This is a genomic window from Pseudomonas sp. GNP012 (assembly GCF_054343835.1).
In genome coordinates this window covers 5954965-5972862 of record NZ_JBTGUU010000001.1, presented here as the reverse complement: position 1 = coordinate 5972862, position 17898 = coordinate 5954965, and the positions used below count along the sequence as shown (strand labels likewise).

The window sequence follows — 17898 nt, the reverse complement described above, 5'->3', positions numbered from 1 at the left end:
CTGCAACGGGATGAGTTGCCGGGCATTTTTGCTCATTTTTTGAGCAAAAATACCGTCAGGCGACGGCACCGGTACGAAAGGGCGAGCCAGGCTCGCCCTTTCGGGGTCAGGCGATGTCTTCGGCCGGGGCGTCGAGGCCCATCGCGTTGAGGCGTGAGTAGTAGCCGTTTTGCGCCAGCAGTTGCTCGTGGGTGCCGCGCTCGACGATTTTCCCCTGATCCATGACCAGGATCAGGTCGGCCTTCTCGATGGTCGACAAGCGGTGAGCGATCACCAGAGTGGTGCGACCTTTCATGACCTGATCCAGGGCCGCCTGGATATGCCGCTCGGACTCGGTGTCGAGTGCCGAAGTCGCCTCGTCGAGAATCAGCAGCGGGGCATTCTTCAACAGCGCCCGGGCAATCGCCAGGCGCTGACGCTGGCCACCGGACAGCAACACGCCGTTTTCCCCGACCTGGGTGTCCAGGCCTTCGGGCAATTGAGCAATGAAGTCCATCGCGTAGGCATCTTTGGCCGCTTTTTCGATATCTTCACGGGGTGCGCCGGCCAGGTCGCCATAGGCGATGTTGTTGGCCACGGTGTCGCTGAACAGGGTCACGTGCTGAGTCACCTGGGCGATATGCCGACGCAGGTTCAACAGCTTGTACTGTTCCACCTCGACGCCGTCGATGAGGATTTCGCCCTTGTCGTGGTGATAGAAACGCGGAATCAGGTTGGCCAGGGTCGACTTACCGCTGCCCGAACGCCCCACCAGCGCCACCATTTGCCCGGGCTCGACCGAGAAGCTGATGTCATTGAGCACCTGACGCTCGGTGTCAGGGTAGGTAAAGCTGAGGTTGCGCACTTCCAGGCGACCGCTGACGACATCACGCTCGACGGTACCGGTATCGACTTCAGGCTCGACATCCAGTTGCTCGAAGATACTTTCGGCACCGGCCACACCTTTCTGGATGGTCGAGCTGACTTCGGACAGCTGGCGAATCGGCTTGGGCAGCAGGCCGGCCAGGGTGATGTAGGCCACCATGTCGCCAGCAGACGCATCGCCACGCAGGAACAACACCAGGAACATCAGCACGGCCATGGCGGTGTAGATCACCAGTTGCAGCAGCGGCGTATAGATGGCGCCGGTGCGGGTCATGCGCAATTGCTTGTCGGTATTGCCCTGGCTGGCGTCGAAGAAGCGTTTCTCTTCGTACTTTTCACCGCCGAAACTGCGCACCACGCGATAGCCCTGGATCGTTTCGGACGCCACGTGCGTCACGTCCCCCATGGCCAGCTGGATTTTCTTGCTCTGCTTGCGGAATTTCTTGCTGGCCGTGCGCACCATGATGGCAATCAGCGGCAGGATGGCGACCATCACCAGTGTCAGGCGCCAATTCATGAACAACAGCGAGGCAAACAGGAAGACCACCGTCATGCCTTCACGAATTACGACCTTGATCGCATCTGTTGCCGCCCCCGTGACCATGGTCACGTTGAAGGTGATACGTGAAATCAGGTGCCCCGAGTTATGCTTGTCGAAATACCGGTTCGGCAACACCAGCAGGTTGTTGAACAGCTGGACCCGCAAGTCATGGACCAGGCCCAGGGAAACCTTGGCCAGGAAGTAGTTGCCCAGGTACGACCCCAGCCCCTGCCATGCGGCGATCAGGATGATCAGCAATGGCACCGCCTGCAGCAGTTGCAGGTCGCGCAGGTAGGGTACGGTTGGAAACAGCGCCGCTTCAGGATTGGATAGACCGTCGACGAAGTACTTGAGGATGTAGCCCAGCATTGGCTGCGTCGAAGCGAAAATCAGAAAACCGACGATGCTGATCAGGAACAGGCTGATATACGGCCGGACATAGCCGAGCAGACGGAAGTAGATTTTCAAGCTCGATGGGCTTGCGCAGAGACTGGAGTCGGTCATATCACGCGAATGTCGATGAAAAGGACGCTGACTTTAGCACAGCTTCCCCAGGGTTCTGGCAATCGCATACAGTCTGTGTATTGTGGCGCGTCAAATAGCCACCCGCTGTCCCTGCCTTGGTACGGTCGCTCATTTCAGGAATAAGTTACTCAGCATGCAATTAAACGCTTTGAACAGCACGCCCAATAGAATCTTCGATTTCATTTGTTTGTGGATCCTTCCACTCGGTTATTTATTGCTGCTTTGTGCACTGTTTTTCCTGCCGGGGCGCAGTGAGCATCACAAGCTCTACTATGGCCTGTTCAGCATTCCGGCGCTGATTGCACTGTGCTTGCGACCGCGGCTCGCCAAGGAGCTGCTGCACGAACCAATCGTCGTTGCTGTCCTGCTGTTTGTGGCGTGGGCATTGCTCAGCCTGAACTGGGGGCCGGAAAATGACGTCCCGGCCGGTCAGATCAAACCGTCACTGCATACCCTGATGCTGTTCGTTGGCTGCTACCTGCTGGTGCGCTATCGCAGCGAAATCATTCAGCCCCTGCTGTTCTGCGCCGCGACGCTGGCGCTGATCATCTCTGCCTACAACCTGTACAGGTTCGGCCTGATCTACCAACCGGAAATGCGCCTGATCGGTGTCGGCGCGTTCGACAATCCACTGCTCAGCTCCCACGTCTTCGGCTTTTTCTGTACCTACTGGCTAAGCCTGAGCATGACCTGCAAGCGCCCCCGAATACTTTGGTTGAGCTTGCCAGCGATGGCGATCATGTTCGCCGCCGTGCTGGCCACCGGTTCCAGGACGCCACTGGTTGCACTGACAATCGCTGCGCTGTGGCTGTGTTACATCTGCTGGAATCGACGCTCGGTCCTCTTGCTTGCCTCCATGTTCATCGCCGGAACGGCGACTTTCGCGCTATTTGCCGACAAAATCATCGCAAGAGGCAGCTCCTTCCGCATCGAGCTCTGGCAATTGACCCTGGGCAAGATCGCTGAACATCCGTGGATCGGACATGGCTACAACGCCAAGTTGAGCCTGGACCCGGGCGTCGGCTACACCCTGCAAGAACCCCATAGCTTTGCCTTGGGCGTGCTCTACTACGTCGGCATTATCGGCCTGCTGCCATGGCTGTTCTTTCTCGCATGGGGCCTCATCAGTAGCCAGCGCCATCGCGTGCAACCGCTGTTCATCATTGCCTCCGCCTGGCTGGCCTTCGGCATCGGCGCGGGCCTGACTGAAGGTGGCGGGATTATCTCGCGCCCCAAGGAGCACTGGTTCCTGCTGTGGATCCCCCTGGCGCTGGTTGCCGCATTGAGCATCAATCAACGGGCCAGACGCCTGCTGGACTTGCCGATCAAGACCGCGACGCCAAGCGCCCTGCAGCAGCTGACAGCCGATGCCCGGGTCATCGAAGAAGACGGCTTGGGCCCCAAAGTCCTGCGCCTGACCGACGGCAGCTTTCTCAAGCTGTTCCGCCGTCGCCGCTGGTATACCTCGGGCAGTTTCACGCCCTATTCCGATCGTTTTGCCGTCAACAGCATGCAACTGCGCGGCATGGGCATCCCGACCCCGCAAATCCTCGATCTCTACCGCTTCGAAGACGGCAGCACCGCGGTGCACTACTCGCCGTTGCCGGGCAACACGCTACGCCAGATCCTGCAAGGCATCACCGCCCCGGCAGTGCGCCAGGCACTGGTGGAGCGCTTCGGCAAGTTCATGGCTCAACTGCATCAGAAAGGGATCTACTTCCGCTCCCTGCACCTGGGCAATGTGCTGGTGCTGGAGGACGGCGAGTTCGGCCTGATCGACCTGGCCGACCTGCGAAGCTACCCGTCATCACTGAGCCCTTCCCTGCGTCGACGCAATCTGCGCCACATGCAGCGCTACGCAGAGGATCGGCGTTGGCTGTTCGAGGACCACTTCGAAGCGCTGCTGCAGGGATACGCCGCGGTGGCCTCGAAAGCCGACGTGGATAATTTGCACAGGCAAGTGCTGGCCGGGAGCCCTTCGGCCCAGGCTCACTGATGACGTAAACCAGCCCGATGATCGCGATGACGGCCTATCGGCTGGTTATCGCGACCGCGCCGGGCAAAGCTTCCAACCCCTGGCTCAGTCTTTCTCCAGCCGTGAGAAATACATCCGGCCCAACCCGCGCCAGGTTTTCTTGTTCCAGGCCTTGAAGGGAATCTGCGCCAGCAACTCACGCGCCAGCTTGCGATCACGGTTGGCGGTCTTGAGGAACATGGAATTGAGAAACTTGTAGCGCACTTCGTCATACAGCGGGTGATCGCTGAAGAGCGCGTAGGTGCGCAGGATGCTGTCGATCATGAAGCGGTGGTTCTTGTAGGAGTTGGTGGCGTGCTTGCGATAGCGCGCCATCAACACGTTCAGACCATCGATGAAGTAACCGGCATGGGTCACCTTCAACTCGATCAGCAAATCTTCCAGGCGAATGGTCGGGTCGAAACCGCCCACCTTCTCCAGCGCTTCGCGCCGGATCATCAGGGTGGGTGCCGGAGGATAAGGCTTGCGCTCCAGGAACATGTCATCGAAGTCCAGGCGACGGAACGGCACATCCCGGCGCTGGCGCTTCTCCGGGTAGAGGTTGCCGTCGGCATCGATCAACTCGATGTTGCCGGCGCAAATGCCGACCTCCGGCTTGCCGTCCATATGCGCGACCTGGATGGCGATTCGCTCCGGCAACATGATGTCATCCGAACCGAACGGCACGATCAGGCTGCCCTTTGCCCGGGCAATCGCCCCATTGAGGGTGTTGGTCAGTCCCTGGTTTTCCTGGACCCGGAAATCGAAACCATGGGTGGCCTGCAACGCCTTGATCCGCTCGACGCTGTCATCCTTCGAGCCATCGTCGATCACCAACAACTCAATGTTCCGATAGGTCTGGTTGAGGACGCTGAGAATGCTCTGCTCGATGTAGGGGCCGTGGTTGTACGACGCGATGATGACCGTGACGATGGGTTGCGCGTCGTTCATGGCTGTTCCTTGCGGGCCTGTTCCAGGCCGGAGTCGATCAGATTGAGGTATTCGCGACGGAATTCCTCGATGTCATGGTGTTGTTGCAGATAACGGAAAGCCTGCTCACCCTTGGCCTTGAGTTCGTCATCCGACAGCCCGAGGTAGGTGTCCAGCGCAGCTTGCAGCGTCGGCACATCCTTGGGCGTAATCGCCAGGCCACCGGCCCCCTCGATGAGCGGCAACATGGCCGGCACGTTCGAGGCAATCACCGGCAAATGCCCACTCATGCCTTCAAGCAGCGCCAACCCGAGGCCCTCGGCCAGGGACGGCATGGTCCAGATGTCGAACGCGCGAATGTACTGCAGGGCAATTTCCTTGAACCCCAGCAAATGGGCGCGACCGCCGAGGCCGAGTCGGTCGATTTCCGCAGCCAGGCGCGACTCTTCGCGGCCGGCACCGATGATCGCCAGCTGAGTATTCGGGTACTTGTCCTTGAGCGCGGCAAAGGCCTGCAGCAAATAGATGTGGCCCTTGACCGGCACCAGCCGCCCCAGTGCACCGATCAGCCGTACCGACGGATCGATGCCGAGCATTTCACGGGCCCTTTCACGACTGTGCTGCAGACCTTCGGCTTGCTCGATGTCGATGGCATTGGTGATGGCGTAGGTATTCTGGTCGGTGAAACCACAGTCACAGTCCAGCAGATACTGTTTCACCGCAGGCGACACGCCGACGAAGCGCCAGTGACGATCGATCAGGCGCTGAGTCTGGCGGCGCCGGTAAAAACGGTCGTACTCGCCAAAACCGTGGGAAATGCCAATGCACAACGGCACTTTTAACCAGCGGTTGAGCGCCAGCATCATGTTCACCGGCTTGAAGCGGTTGCAGATCACCACATCGAATTTTTCCCGGCGGCAGAACTTGTACAACTGCCACATCGCCCGCAGGCGCATGCCCTTGAGGGACTTGTCGGAAAATTCGAAGTACACCGAACGATCAGCCCGGCTCACTGCTTCGCCCGGCTCGGGTTTGCCCCGCAGAAACGCGGCGGTCACTTCATATCGATCGGTGGGCAGGGCCTTGACGATTTGCTCCGCGAGGTCGGCGAAATCATGGGCTTTGACGTTGTAGTCAGGCTGCAGCTGCAGGACCTTTGACCGCTGACTCATAACTCTCCCCGCTGAGAAACATTACCTGGTGTGTGCTTGATGGACCACAAAAGCTCGTGACGCCGGACAGCCTTGCGAAAGAATTCGTTCTCGCCATAGGTGGACGGCACCCGGCCGGCCAACAACCGCTGGATCAAGCGACGCAAGCGGCGCTTGAACGGCATCGGCGGCTGCAGGTCGTGCATCATGCCCAACGCCATGGCCTTGTCCCGCTGTTGCTCCAGCGGCATCGGCAGGCAATAAGGCTGCATCGGCTGGACGGAATCGAAGGCCGGCGGCAAGGCGATGCCGTCACCGCTATCGCCCATCGGCCAACGGTCGTTGTCGTGCAGGTGGTTGGCGTAGCCCAACAGCGTGGTCGGTTGCCAGTCCAGGCCTTGCAAGGCCTCGAGGACTGCCGCCTGGGCGCAGATATGATCGGGATGCGGATCCAGGGTCGGATGCGGCAGCACGATGACCTCGGGTCGGGCCCGCAGCAGCAACTCACGCAGATCCGCCAGCAGATTGTTCCAGGTCGGCGCGCCATCGGCATCGCCCGGCAGCGCGAACGGATTCAGCTGACGGAACAATCGGGTGTCGCTCAGGTCGGCTTCCCGCGATCCCGCCGGCACGCCAGGCGCAGCCTGCATGCTCGCCAGTTGCAGGCAGAAATAACCCAGCTGTACGCAGCGAGCCTCGGGCACACCGGCCCAACGCGGTACGGCAATACTGTCCCAGGTGCGCAGGCGGCCTTTCAAGCGGGCCGCATCGACCTTGTTCAGGCCCATCTGCCGGTAGTGTTCGGCTTCGATTTCGCCTGCTGTCAGCGTGACAATCCAGGTTTCGTCGGCCTGGCTGTACAAACCGTAGGCTGCCAGCTCGGCGTCATCGGCGTGGGGCGCGATGACCATCACCCGCTGACGCCGGTAATCCGGATGTTCCAGTGCCCACAGCACAGGCTCACCGAACACCCGACAGAAACGCCCGCGCAAGCGCAGGTCACCACGGGACAGCGCCTGAGCCTGACCACTGAGATTGAGGTAACGCAGGCCGTTTACGCCCCGTTCGAAGGTTTGTCGGTCAGGGTTTTCGCCCCCCGCCAACTCGACCACCGGATCGAAAAAACGACCCAACCAGGTGCTTTTTACCCGCAGGGCCAGCACCAGCGTCGCGTCGTCGACCAGCATCACGCCCTCGTCCAGCCGCAAATGTTCACCGCTCAGGTGCACCTTGGGCTGGGGCGTGTACGGGGGAAAACTGTACTGATAATCGTCTTTCGGCGAGTAGAACAGATGGTCGGCAAACCAGGCTTCGTGGGCAATCCAGCCGAGAACCGCTACTACCAGCGGCAACCACCAGGCCACCAGCACACCGATGACGATCAACAGCACCAGCGCAATCAACAGGCCGATGCGTTTAGTGCGCCGATGGCGCTTGAGCAGTTGCTGTTTGCGGCTCATGGCTTGGCTCATACGGTGAAGACCGGCACAGGGTTGCACCAGCGATCCTTGTATTCACGGTCGGCGCGACCGAAAGAAAAACGCAACGGCTTGTCCAGCGCCCGGGCATGTTCCCAAGCACTTTGCGTATTGAGAAAACTCAGTACGCTGCCGGGGCTGAACTCGCGAGTCTCGGGATCGACCCCGCCGTTGATGTACTCGACGCTGATCCACTGCGAAGTTTCGACGCGGTACACCAATTGAATCGCAATCGGCGCATCGTTGAGAAAAATCACCGATCCGATCAGCAACTCGCGCAGCAACTCGATGACCTCGGCCATGCGTTCGGCACCCGTCGCCGGGAAGCCCCAACGGCGCTGGAACAGGTCGCAATAAATCGCCGCCAACTCAGCGCTGGAGAATTCGGACACCGGCCGCACCACGCCCCCGGCCTCTTCCAGCAGGCGCAATTCACGGCGCTGGTTGTAGCGAAATTTCTTCGACAGCTCCTCGGGGGTACGAGCCATGGCCAGTTGCTCGGCCTGCAACCTGATGCCGGTGAACCGCCCCTCGTTCAACGCCGACAGATAGCGCGCGCGATGACGCAAAGGCGCCTGGGCATCGGCCGCGGCGGGCAGGATGATCTCGGCGTTACCCAGGTCGAACAGGCCCTTTTTACCGCGACGCTTGAGCACGTCCTTGGACAAGGCCAGGTCGCGACCCCAGGTCGGGATCGCCGCCTTGACCTCATCACCCTGCATCCAGGCCAGGTAGCGCACCGGGATGTCGGCCAGTTGCGCCAGGCGCTCGACCACCATGGGATGAGTTGCGACGCTGCCGCCATAACGCTGCCAGGTTTCGGCGTAAATCGAGGCGTCGACTACCGCCCAGCCACGCTCGCGCCAGCCTTGAAATCGGTTGAGCATCAGCCCCTCTGTGCCAGTTCGGTAACGTGCGGCAAGTGCCAGAAAGCATCGCGCACTGCGCGGTCGGAAAAGCGTTCGCGCAAGCGCTCGAGCATCATCTCGGCACACTGGCGGCGTTGCTGATCGTCCATGGCAGCCAGGTGTTGCAGCCCCTGGGCCAGATGCTCGGCATCGCCCAGCGGGAACAGGATGCCCACGCCTTCGACCACTTCTTTCGCTCCGCCGCACGCCGTGGCGAGCAAGGGTACGCCAGCGGCCATGGCCTCCAGCAGCACCATGCCGAACGGTTCGTGATCGGAACTCAGGGCGAACACATCGAAGGCCCGGAAATAGTTGCGCGCATCCGGCACCTGGCCGAGGAACAGCACCCGGTCGCCGATACCCAGCTCGCGGGCCTGAGCCTTGAGGTCTTCCTCCAGGCGCCCCTTGCCGAGAATCACCAACTGGCTGTTGGCCGGCAACTGCGGCAATGCCTGGGCGAAACCATCGAGCAGCGTGGCCTGATCCTTGTCGGGATGCAGGCGTCCGACGTTGCCGACAATCCAGGCATCCGCCGCCAGCCCGAGGGTTTCCCGGGCCTCGCGAGCCGACACCTGCGTGGCTTGCAAGGCATCCACGTCGATGCGGTTGTACAACGTCTGAATTCGCGAAACCGGCCACTTCAGCAGGCAACTGCGCATGTCGTCGCGCACCGCGTCGGACACACCGAGCAGGCTCAAACGCTTGCGGAATATATGAGCGAACAGTTTGCGGCTGCCGCGCTTGTAGTCTTCAAACCCGTGGTGCACGCCAATGACCGGCAACGACGTACCGAGCAAGGCAATATAGATAGGCTTGAAGCGATGAGCGATGCAAAAACTGAAGTTGCGCGACGCGGCGATCTTGCGCAGATCGCCGATGGCGCCCAGTTTCAGGCCACGAATGGCCTTGGAACTGTACTCCATGAACAGCACCTCGTCGGAGGCGCAGCCCGCGGCGACTTCGGCATCGGCAACCCCGGTGAGAAACACCGTGGTCACGCGATAGCCAGTCCCCGCGAACAGGCTGGCGTACTGCCGTGCGCAGTCCAGGAACGGCCCGTCATAGCCGTGGCAGAACTGCAGCACATGACGCTCAGCCGAACGTGTCATAGGCGTTTGCGCCCTCTTTGACCACCAGGATGTCTTCCATGATCAGATACTGTAGATCCGAACCGAAGAACATGTTCAGCGCATCGGTCGGCGAGCAGATCATCGGTTCGCCGCGACGATTGAGCGAAGTGTTGAGCGACACGCCGTTGCCGGTGAGCACTTCCAGCGCCTTCATCATGTCGTAGTAGCGCGGGTTGTATTCGCGCTTGAGCACCTGGGCGCGGGAGGTGCCGTCTTCGTGGACGACTTCCGGCACGCGGGTCTTCCATTCTTCCGCCACTTCAAAGGTGAAGGTCATGAACGGAGCCGGGTGATCGATCTTGATCATCTGCGGCGCCACGGTGTCGAGCATCGACGGGCAGAAAGGCCTCCAGCGCTCGCGGAACTTGATCTGGTGGTTGATGCGATCAGCCACGCCCGGCACGCTCGGGCAACCGATGATCGAACGACCGCCCAGTGCACGCGGACCGAACTCCATGCGACCCTGGAACCAGGCCACCGGGTTGCCATCGACCATGATTTTGGCGATCTGCTCCGGCATGTTGTCGAGCTTGCGCCACGTTGGCTTGTCGGCATGACGGGCGCAGGCCGCGATCACGTCTTCGTTGCTGTACGACGGGCCGAGGTAGACGTGCTCCATCTTCTCGACCGGTACGCCACGGGCGTGGGACACATAGGCTGCCGCGCCCACTGCGGTACCGGCATCGCCGGACGCCGGCTGTACGAACAGCTCCTTGACGTCGTCGCGGGCGATGATTTTCTGGTTGAGCTTGACGTTCAACGCACAGCCACCGGCATAGGCCAGTTTGCCGGTTTCCTTGAGCACGTCACCCAGGTAGTAGTCGATCATCTGCAGCGCAATTTTTTCGAACAGCGCTTGAATACTGGCGGCGTAGTGGATGTAAGGCTCGTCGGCGATGTCGCCTTCGCGCTTGGGACCCAGCCACTCGATCAGCTTCGGCGAGAAGTAGTAACCCTTGCCCTTCTCTTTATAGCGACGCAGGCCGATGACGTTGGCGTAGTCGGTGTTGATCACCAGTTCGCCGTTTTCGAACGAAGCCAGGCGCGAGAAATCGTATTTGCTGGCGTCGCCGTATGGCGCCATGCCCATGACCTTGAACTCACCGTCAAGCATGTCGAAACCGAGGAACTCGGTGATCGCGCCGTACAGGCCGCCAAGGGAGTCCGGATCGAAGAATTCCTTGATCTTGTGGATCTTGCCGTTTTCGCCATAACCGAAGAACGTCGTGGCGTACTCGCCCTTGCCGTCGATGCCCAGGATCGCGGTTTTCTCCTTGAAGCCGGAGCAGTGGTAGGCGCTGGAGGCGTGAGCCAGGTGGTGCTCGACCGGTTCGATCTTGATCTTCTTCGGATCAAAACCCAGTTGCTCCAGGCACCAGACGATCTTGTTGCGATAGCGCTTGTAGCGACGGTTGCCCATCAGGATCGCGTCGAGTGCACGGTCCGGGGCGTACCAGTAACGCTTGGCGTACTGCCAGCGGGCCTTGCCGAACAGGCTGATCGGGGCGAACGGGATCGCAACCACGTCGACATCGGACGGCTTGATGCCAGCCTGTTCCAGGCAGAACTTCGCCGATTCGTAGGGCATGCGGTTCTTTGCATGTTTATCGCGTACGAAGCGTTCCTCTTCAGCCGCCGCGACCAGCTTGCCGTCGATGTACAGGGCTGCGGAAGGATCATGGCTAAGGGCGCCGGACAGGCCAAGAATCGTCAATGCCACAGGGGTCTAGCCTCTTTAGTCTGCATGCAGGCGCAAGCGCCTCAAAAATTAATGTGCCCTCGCAAGGGGCGAGAGACAGCTAAAGGGCGGGATTATAGCGTAAAAGCAGCGGCTAGCCTCTAGCTACAAGCGGCAAGCCACCACGGTGGTGCCCTTGCGATTACTTTTAACCGCGCGAAGGCCGCCAGTAGACAAGGATATTGCCGTCCACGCTCTGCCGGTAAATCGTGTAGGGCAAGGCGGCGGTGTCCAGTGCGCCGGACAGGGCCAGGTCGAGCAAAATGAGCGGTACAAGGACACCCGTGGGATCGGGCGGTGCGTTCAATACGCAGAAGTCATAAGCGAGGCCGCTATAGACCCGGGGGATGGACTGGCAATAGGTCTTTTGCCTGCGCAGCCCGTGCGCGGCTTCGGCTTCATCCTGCAGGACCGTAGCGGCGGTACCGCAGCCCATTAGCGACACGGATAAAACACCTGTTGAAACTGCCATTTTGATCGACAAAGCCTGCCCTCCAAGAACGACAGGCAAACTAGCATCGGGGCAATTTCGGCCACAGTTCATGGCTTCCCAAGATCGCGTAGGACGGTTCACAAGAACCTGTCTGCTTTCTCGGTTGGCAGTTCCGGCCTCTTCGCGGGCAAGCCCGCTCCCACATTTGATTGCATTTAAGTGTGGGAGCGGGCTTGCTCGCGAAAGGACCGAAGGTCCGATTCAGGCTGCGCTAGAGATGTCTTTGGGCAAACGCTGATCGATGACCTGATAAAGCGCACTGCCTTCAGGCCAATTGCGCATGAACCGCGCCCGATCCCGCGCATATGCCGGTGCATAACTGGTCAGCGAGCCGTGCTGGCACATCGAGTCGAGGTCGATCAACGCCCAGCGATCCTGCTGCCAGAACAGGTTATGGCCCTTGAAGTCGCCATGACTGATACGCAAACGAATCAGCTCGGCAAACAGATGATCCAGTGCCGCCAGTTCGGCTTGCGGTGCATCACCGCTTTCAACATAAGGCGCAAAACGCTCGATGATGTCCGGCCCCGGCAGATACTCGGTGATCAGGTACGCCCGGCTGCGCAGCCACAGGAAACGCTTTTCCAGCAACGCCAGCGGCTTGGGCGTGGCAATCCCGAGGAACGCCAGGCGATTGCCTTCGCGCCATGAATGCCAGGCCCGGCTCGGGCGCCAGAAACGCTTGAGCCAGTGGGCAAAACCCTTGATGTTGTAGCGCTTGATCACCAGCGTGCGGCCATCCACCTCGACCTTGCCAACACTCGCCGCGCCGCCGGTCTTGTACAGATGCCCCTGATCGAGCAAGGCATCGGCCTGCTCCAGCACCGGCACCATCGACGCCTCTTCCTCGCGGCGAATCGCCCGCAGTTCGAAGGCCCCGCGCCGGACACTGAACAGCGTGCACTCGCGGCCGACCTTGATCAGATAGTCCTTGAGGCGCCAGTTGCGGACCTTGTCGATCTGCTTCTGCAACGCCTCCATGGGCAAGGCGTGCTCGCCGTTGCTGAGCAGGTAATACACCAGCAACTCTTCAATGAAGGGTTCAATCGACTTCGGCAACTGGGCGAAGAACACCCCGAGGTTTTCCAGGACTTTCTGCCGCGACAGCGGCTGGCCAGGCGTCTCGCTGCAGATACCGGCACCATCGATCAGGTACAGGCGGCCGCCCTGGCGCAGTAGATTGTCCAGGTGCAGGTCTTCCTGCCACAGGCCCTTGCGATGCATCTGACCGATCGCGCCCAACGCCTCGGCCAGCACCGCCCCTTGTCCATCGGACAGTACAGGCTGCTGCTCAACCCGTTTCCAGGTGTCGCCCAGGCTTTCGGCATGCTCAAGGAAATCAAACAGCAGCCAGCCACCCTCGCCGTCTTTCAGGCCATCGGCCAACAACTGCGGCGTGGTCAGCCCCTGGTCGGAAAGCAGGCGCACGCCGTCCAGTTCACGCTGAAAATGCCGTGCGGCCTTGCTACCAACCAGCAACTTGGCCAACACCGGCCGGCCACGCCAGACACCGGCACCGACATAACGCTGCCCCGGCAATACCCGCAACAGGCTCAACAACTGCAAGTCGGCGGGGCCGGCGGCATCGGCCAGCGAAACGCTCAGCGGCAAAGCCGGATGGCGGCCAGCGGATTTCAATTCGGACAAACGCATTAACGTGGCCCCTTTTGGCTGCGCCGTGCGGTCAAGCGCTGCAGCCAGCTGTCGATCAGCGAGCTGTCCTGCGGCTGATCCAGATAGGCCGCCAGCAATTGCCGCAGCTGCGATTCGCCCCACTCGGGCGCGCGGCGCGTCAGCGGTTCCAGGTCCTTGATTCGGTCGCGCTGCCCGTACAGCAGCGGCCGGGTCTTTTCCAGGTCGATCAATTGAGCCTGGTAGCCGTGGCCGGTGGCACGCATGAAAATGTGTTTGGGATAGAAACACCCGTGCACCTGGCGTGCCGCGTGCAGTTGCCGGGCCAGTTCGCCACTGGCCTTGAGGATCTCCGAGTGCTGCTCAGGGCTCAATTGAGCCCAGCGCTGCAACAGCGAGTCGAGGTCGTCCCAACCGTCCAGGGCGCGGGTCAGCAGGATCGCGCGGACTTCGCCATTGACCTTGCGCTGCCCGTAGAACACCGCTTCCAGCGCCGGAATGCCCATCTTCCGGTAACGGGAGATGTTGCGAAACTCGCGGGCGAAACTCGGCTCGCCGAACGGCGCGCGCAAGGTGCGGGTCAGGTAGTTGCTTTGACGCTTGAGGTAGTAGCCATGACCTTCCAGATCCAGCCGAAACACGCTGCTCCAGCCGCCGCGACCGGTGTTGGGTTCGTCCACCGCATCGAGCTCTTTGGCCCAGAGCGCCTCGAACGTGCCGAGACCATGGCGCTCAAGCAGCGCCCGGTCTTCAGCGGCCAGAAAATCAGTCATTCGCGTCCCTCGAAAAATCTCACCACATGCCGGATGCGCTTCTTGTCCGCAGCGTTGAGCCGGGTCCGGTTGCGGTATTGCAGGTAAAAGCGCAGGCGCTGGGTAGCCGACAGTTGATACTTGGCGACCTTGTCCAGGCACGCCAGATCCTTGGTGATTCGGTACTTGAGCCAGAAACCGCGCCAGAAGTCGCCGTTGGGGCAATCGATCAGAAACAGTCGAGCCTCGTCGTCGATCAGCAGGTTGCGCCACTTCAGATCATTATGGGTGAAGCGGTGATCGTGCATGGTCCGGGTGTACTGGGCCAACTGACGACTGACGGCATCGACCCAGGCGCGATCCGACAGTTTCGGATCACGTCGCTCGGCCAGTGCCGACAAGTCTTCGGTACGCGGCAGTTCCCGGGTAATCATCGCACCGCGAGCGTAGGCCGCACCGCGACGTTCCAGCCCCCAGGCCACCACCTCGGCAGTGGGAATGCCCCACTTGGCGAAACGCTTGAGGTTCTGCCACTCCATCTTCACCCGAGGCTTGCCGAGGTAACGCCGCAAGCCTTTGCCAGCGCCCACGTAGCGTTTGACGTAATAGTTGACGCCATTGCGCTGAACGCGAATGACCTCGGAGAGCAGGTCCTTGGTCAACCGCTCGCCCTGAAGCGCAAACACCGCTTCAAGGCTGCCGAAGTCATCGGCCAGATCGCTGTAGGCAGGCTCCAGTTTCCAACCCGACATCAGAGCGCATCCCCGTATCGCTGTTTACGCTCGTAGAGCTTGTTGGCCTTGCCATCGAGCCAGCTCAGCAGCCCGGCTTCTTCGCTCAGGATCTGCCGCAGCGGCTGCTGGAAATAACCTTTGAGAAAACGCAATTTGTCGCGGCGGGTCAAGCCGATGTCCAGGGCGGAAAAGTACAGGGCGGCCAGATCCTTGTTGCGCCAGCGCGAGGTGATCGCCGGACGGGTCTGGGCGCGATGCAGGTCGATCACCGAAAGCTTGAAGTCGTCAGCGGTCACCGGTTTGTCGGTGTGCAGCAGGAAATGGCAGATGTAGCAGTCGCGGTGGTTGACCCCGGCGCGGTGCATCATGCCGGTCATGCGTGCGACTTCGGCGATCAGCGCGCGCTTGAGCTTTGGCTCGGGCGGCTGCTTGACCCAGTTGACGCTGAAGTCTTCGAGGCTGACGGTGGGCGCCAACTCTTCGGTAACGATGAACGAGTGCTGGTCGGCCGGGTTACTGCCCTTCTCGCCATACGCGACAGCGGTCATGGTCGGCACGCCGGCTTCCTGCAGGCGCTGAATGGCCTTCCACTCCTGGCCGGCACCCAGTACCGGGAGCTTGGCAGTGAGCAGGTTCTTGAAGATTTCGCCCCAGCCGATGCCACGGTGGATTTTCACGAAAAACCCGTTGCCGTCGACTTCCGTGCGCAATGTCCGGCGTGCTTCCAGCTCGCGGTACACCTCGCCCTTGAGCCCCTCGACTTCGGCGAACGGGTCGCGTCCGGCCCAGAGGCTCTTGAACGGTTCAGCCAGCATCAACTTCATTTAAGCGTGCTCCGCCAGAATCACATCGGCCGCGTGTTGCGGCATGCTGTAGAGGTCGGCCGTTTCGGCGAAGGCCAGACCATTGCGGCTCCAGGCCGCCCTTGCTTGAGCGTCGTTCAACATGCCGGTCAGGTATTGCGTCAGCTGCGCCTGATCGAAGGGTTCGTCCAACACCAGGCCAGCATCGGCCTCGGCGATGTAATGGGCGTAACCGCACACCGCGCTCACCAACACCGGCAAGCCGGCCACCAGTGCTTCGAGCAGCACGGTGCCGGTGTTTTCGTTGTACGCCGGGTGGATCAACAGATCGGCACCCAACAGGAAACGCGGGATATCGCTGCGCCCCTTGAGGAACGTGACGTTGTCACCCAACCCCAATGTCGCACTCTGCATCTGGAATAACTTGGGGTCATCCTGGCCAATTACAAACAGCCGGGTGCGCCTCCTCAGCTCGGCAGGCAATGCCGCCAGCGCCTTGAGGCTGCGATCGACGCCCTTGGTCTTGAACCCGGAGCCGATCTGCACCAGCAGCAGTTCGTCGTCCTTGAGATTGAACTCAGCGCGGAACCCGGCACGAATGTCATCGGCATCGGCCGGTCGGCGACGGTCCTGGGCGATACCCGGTGGCAGCAGGTGGAAACGCTCCAGCGGCGTGTCGTAATGCTTGATGAACAGCGGCTGCTGGACCTCGGAAATCATCAGCACTTCGGTCTTCGCATCCTTGGCGAACACCGCGCGCTCGTATTCGGCGAAGTGGCGATAGCGGCCCCAGCGGCGGTAGAGCGAGTTGCGCAGGTTCTGCGCCTTGTCTTCGAAGCAGCCGTCGGCGGCGTAGTAGACGTCCAGGCCCGGCATCTTGTTGAAGCCGATGAGCCGGTCCACCGGGCGCTTGGCCAGGTCGGCTTCCATCCATTCGCTGAGTTTTTCGTTGCGTCGATGGTTGAAGAACGCCTTGACCGGCGCCACCAGCACTTCGAAACCCGGCGGTACGTCGCCCTCCCAGATCAGCGTGTAGACGCGAATCTGATGACCGCGTTTCTGACACTCCAGGGCAATGCGCATGAAATCGCGCTGCAAGCCGCCAAACGGAAAATATTTGTACAGGACAAATGCCAATTGCATCAGCGCAGCTCCTCAGCCATTAACAACGTGCTCAGTCGGCTGGCGACACGCTCGGGGTTCAGACGCGTGAAGCACAGGGGCCACTCGCGTTTCAGGTCAAATTGACGGGTATCTTCGGCCGTCGGTTGATAGGTGCATTTCTTTTGCAGGCACGGCGCACACGGGAAGTCGCTGGCCAGGTGAATCTGCACCTTGCCGTAGGCGCCGGTCAGGCCCGGATTGGTCGGACCGAACAGCGACAGCGTCGGCACATCCAGCGCGGCGGCCAGGTGGCCCAGGCCGGTATCCACCGCCACGCAGGCTTGCGCGCCCGCCAGCACCTTGCCAACACCGGCCAGGTTCAATTTGGGCAACACTTCGGCGTGTTTGAAACCGGCAGCGATGCGCTCGGCCCGGGCTTTCTCCTGCGCATTGCCCCAAGGCAACTTGACCCCGACGCCCAGGTAGCCGACCCGTTCGGTCAGCTCGCGCCAGTAAGCTTCAGGCCAGTGCTTGGTGTCCCAGGTAGTGCCATGCAGAAACACCACGTACGGATTCTTGCGTGGCAATTCCACCAGGCGCTCGACATTCAGACCGTAGTCGCCCATGCCTTTTGGCAAGTCATAGCCCAACGCGATGGCGAACAACTGACGCACTCGCTCCACCGCGTGCTGCCCGCGGGCCACGGCCAGACGCCGATTGTAAAAGCGCGCAGCGATGGGCTCGCGCGCCGAGCTTTTATCGAGGCCAGCCACCGGTGCCTTGACGTAACGGGTCAGCCAGGCGCTTTTCAGCAGGCCCTGGGCGTCGATCACCAAGTCGTATTTCGTGGCGCGAACGCTTTGCTTGAAGCGCTTCCACTCACCGCTCTTGATGGTCTGCCAGATGTTTTTGCGCCAGCGACGGATCGCCACCGGAATCACCTTGCCCACCGCCGGATGCCAGGTCGGGATTTCGGCAAAGCCTTCTTCCACCACCCAGTCGAACTTGATGCCGGGAATCGCCCGCGCCGCGTCGGTCAACGCCGGCAACGCATGAATGACGTCGCCCAGCGAAGACGTCTTGATCAACAGAACCCGCAAG

Annotated in this window: 15 protein-coding genes; 1 reads left to right on the top strand and 14 read right to left on the bottom strand. The window is 60.9% G+C overall.

Annotated features, from left to right (window positions below):
- Positions 1-106 precede the first annotated feature (106 nt).
- Positions 107-1909, bottom strand: coding sequence for a lipid A export permease/ATP-binding protein MsbA (msbA, locus tag ACXX83_RS26975; protein ID WP_015093199.1), 1803 nt, complete (start codon positions 1907-1909; stop codon positions 107-109).
- A gap of 154 nt (positions 1910-2063) precedes the next feature.
- Between msbA and ACXX83_RS26970 the strand changes: the two genes are divergently transcribed.
- A complete protein-coding gene (locus ACXX83_RS26970; RefSeq protein ID WP_458550058.1) occupies positions 2064-3926 on the top strand; it encodes an O-antigen ligase family protein in 1863 nt (620 codons plus the stop codon).
- An 84-nt stretch (positions 3927-4010) separates the two neighbouring features.
- Here the strand turns inward: ACXX83_RS26970 and ACXX83_RS26965 are convergent, their stop codons facing one another.
- The 13 genes from ACXX83_RS26965 to waaC all read right to left on the bottom strand — a co-directional run bounded on the left by ACXX83_RS26965 (position 4011) and on the right by waaC (position 17897).
- Positions 4011-4895, bottom strand: coding sequence for a glycosyltransferase (locus ACXX83_RS26965; protein WP_015093197.1), 885 nt, complete (start codon positions 4893-4895; stop codon positions 4011-4013).
- Complete coding sequence (locus ACXX83_RS26960; protein ID WP_458550057.1) at positions 4892-6046, bottom strand: glycosyltransferase family 4 protein; 1155 nt, start codon at positions 6044-6046, stop codon at positions 4892-4894. The genes ACXX83_RS26965 and ACXX83_RS26960 overlap by 4 nt, the downstream gene beginning before the upstream one ends.
- Positions 6043-7485 carry a PIG-L deacetylase family protein gene (locus tag ACXX83_RS26955; RefSeq protein WP_458550056.1) on the bottom strand — a complete coding sequence of 481 codons (1443 nt, stop codon included), beginning with the start codon at positions 7483-7485 and terminating at the stop codon, positions 6043-6045. Before ACXX83_RS26955 ends, ACXX83_RS26960 begins: the two co-directional genes overlap by 4 nt.
- Positions 7486-7493: 8 nt before the next feature.
- Positions 7494-8390, bottom strand: coding sequence for an antimicrobial resistance protein Mig-14 (locus tag ACXX83_RS26950; protein ID WP_458550055.1), 897 nt, complete (start codon positions 8388-8390; stop codon positions 7494-7496).
- Positions 8390-9520 carry a glycosyltransferase gene (locus tag ACXX83_RS26945; RefSeq protein WP_458550054.1) on the bottom strand — a complete coding sequence of 377 codons (1131 nt, stop codon included), beginning with the start codon at positions 9518-9520 and terminating at the stop codon, positions 8390-8392. Before ACXX83_RS26945 ends, ACXX83_RS26950 begins: the two co-directional genes overlap by 1 nt.
- Entirely contained in the window at positions 9504-11261 is a 1758-nt protein-coding gene (locus ACXX83_RS26940; protein ID WP_407799743.1) for a carbamoyltransferase family protein, read from the bottom strand. The genes ACXX83_RS26945 and ACXX83_RS26940 overlap by 17 nt, the downstream gene beginning before the upstream one ends.
- Positions 11262-11427: 166 nt before the next feature.
- Positions 11428-11763 carry a YceK/YidQ family lipoprotein gene (locus ACXX83_RS26935; RefSeq protein WP_217837005.1) on the bottom strand — a complete coding sequence of 112 codons (336 nt, stop codon included), beginning with the start codon at positions 11761-11763 and terminating at the stop codon, positions 11428-11430.
- Positions 11764-11973: 210 nt separating this feature from the next.
- Positions 11974-13425 (bottom strand): lipopolysaccharide kinase InaA family protein, encoded by a 1452-nt coding sequence (locus tag ACXX83_RS26930; RefSeq protein WP_458550053.1) that lies wholly within the window; start codon positions 13423-13425, stop codon positions 11974-11976.
- The gene (locus ACXX83_RS26925; RefSeq protein WP_217837003.1) at positions 13425-14177 is read right to left on the bottom strand and encodes a lipopolysaccharide kinase InaA family protein; all 753 of its coding nucleotides are present in this window, start codon (positions 14175-14177) and stop codon (positions 13425-13427) included. The genes ACXX83_RS26930 and ACXX83_RS26925 overlap by 1 nt, the downstream gene beginning before the upstream one ends.
- Positions 14174-14908, bottom strand: coding sequence for a lipopolysaccharide kinase InaA family protein (locus ACXX83_RS26920; RefSeq protein WP_015093188.1), 735 nt, complete (start codon positions 14906-14908; stop codon positions 14174-14176). Before ACXX83_RS26920 ends, ACXX83_RS26925 begins: the two co-directional genes overlap by 4 nt.
- The gene (gene rfaP / locus ACXX83_RS26915) at positions 14908-15714 is read right to left on the bottom strand and encodes a lipopolysaccharide core heptose(I) kinase RfaP (protein WP_218483235.1); all 807 of its coding nucleotides are present in this window, start codon (positions 15712-15714) and stop codon (positions 14908-14910) included. Before rfaP ends, ACXX83_RS26920 begins: the two co-directional genes overlap by 1 nt.
- Entirely contained in the window at positions 15715-16836 is a 1122-nt protein-coding gene (locus ACXX83_RS26910) for a glycosyltransferase family 4 protein (RefSeq protein WP_217837002.1), read from the bottom strand. It lies immediately after the preceding gene.
- Entirely contained in the window at positions 16836-17897 is a 1062-nt protein-coding gene (gene waaC, locus ACXX83_RS26905) for a lipopolysaccharide heptosyltransferase I (RefSeq protein WP_458550052.1), read from the bottom strand. Before waaC ends, ACXX83_RS26910 begins: the two co-directional genes overlap by 1 nt.
- Position 17898 lies beyond the last annotated feature (1 nt).

Bases quoted from the DNA above. Each gene is read 5' to 3' on its own strand.
- ACXX83_RS26950 (WP_458550055.1), bottom strand. From the start codon at position 8,390: ATGCTCAACCGATTTCAAGGCTGGCGCGAGCGTGGCTGGGCGGTAGTC.
- msbA (WP_015093199.1), bottom strand. From the start codon at position 1,909: ATGACCGACTCCAGTCTCTGCGCAAGCCCATCGAGCTTGAAAATCTAC.
- ACXX83_RS26910 (WP_217837002.1), bottom strand. From the start codon at position 16,836: ATGCAATTGGCATTTGTCCTGTACAAATATTTTCCGTTTGGCGGCTTG.
- rfaP (WP_218483235.1), bottom strand. From the start codon at position 15,714: ATGAAGTTGATGCTGGCTGAACCGTTCAAGAGCCTCTGGGCCGGACGC.
- ACXX83_RS26960 (WP_458550057.1), bottom strand. From the start codon at position 6,046: ATGAGTCAGCGGTCAAAGGTCCTGCAGCTGCAGCCTGACTACAACGTC.
- ACXX83_RS26955 (WP_458550056.1), bottom strand. From the start codon at position 7,485: ATGAGCCGCAAACAGCAACTGCTCAAGCGCCATCGGCGCACTAAACGC.
- ACXX83_RS26945 (WP_458550054.1), bottom strand. From the start codon at position 9,520: ATGACACGTTCGGCTGAGCGTCATGTGCTGCAGTTCTGCCACGGCTAT.
- ACXX83_RS26925 (WP_217837003.1), bottom strand. From the start codon at position 14,177: ATGACTGATTTTCTGGCCGCTGAAGACCGGGCGCTGCTTGAGCGCCAT.
- ACXX83_RS26930 (WP_458550053.1), bottom strand. From the start codon at position 13,425: ATGCGTTTGTCCGAATTGAAATCCGCTGGCCGCCATCCGGCTTTGCCG.
- ACXX83_RS26965 (WP_015093197.1), bottom strand. From the start codon at position 4,895: ATGAACGACGCGCAACCCATCGTCACGGTCATCATCGCGTCGTACAAC.
- ACXX83_RS26970 (WP_458550058.1), top strand. From the start codon at position 2,064: ATGCAATTAAACGCTTTGAACAGCACGCCCAATAGAATCTTCGATTTC.
- ACXX83_RS26920 (WP_015093188.1), bottom strand. From the start codon at position 14,908: ATGTCGGGTTGGAAACTGGAGCCTGCCTACAGCGATCTGGCCGATGAC.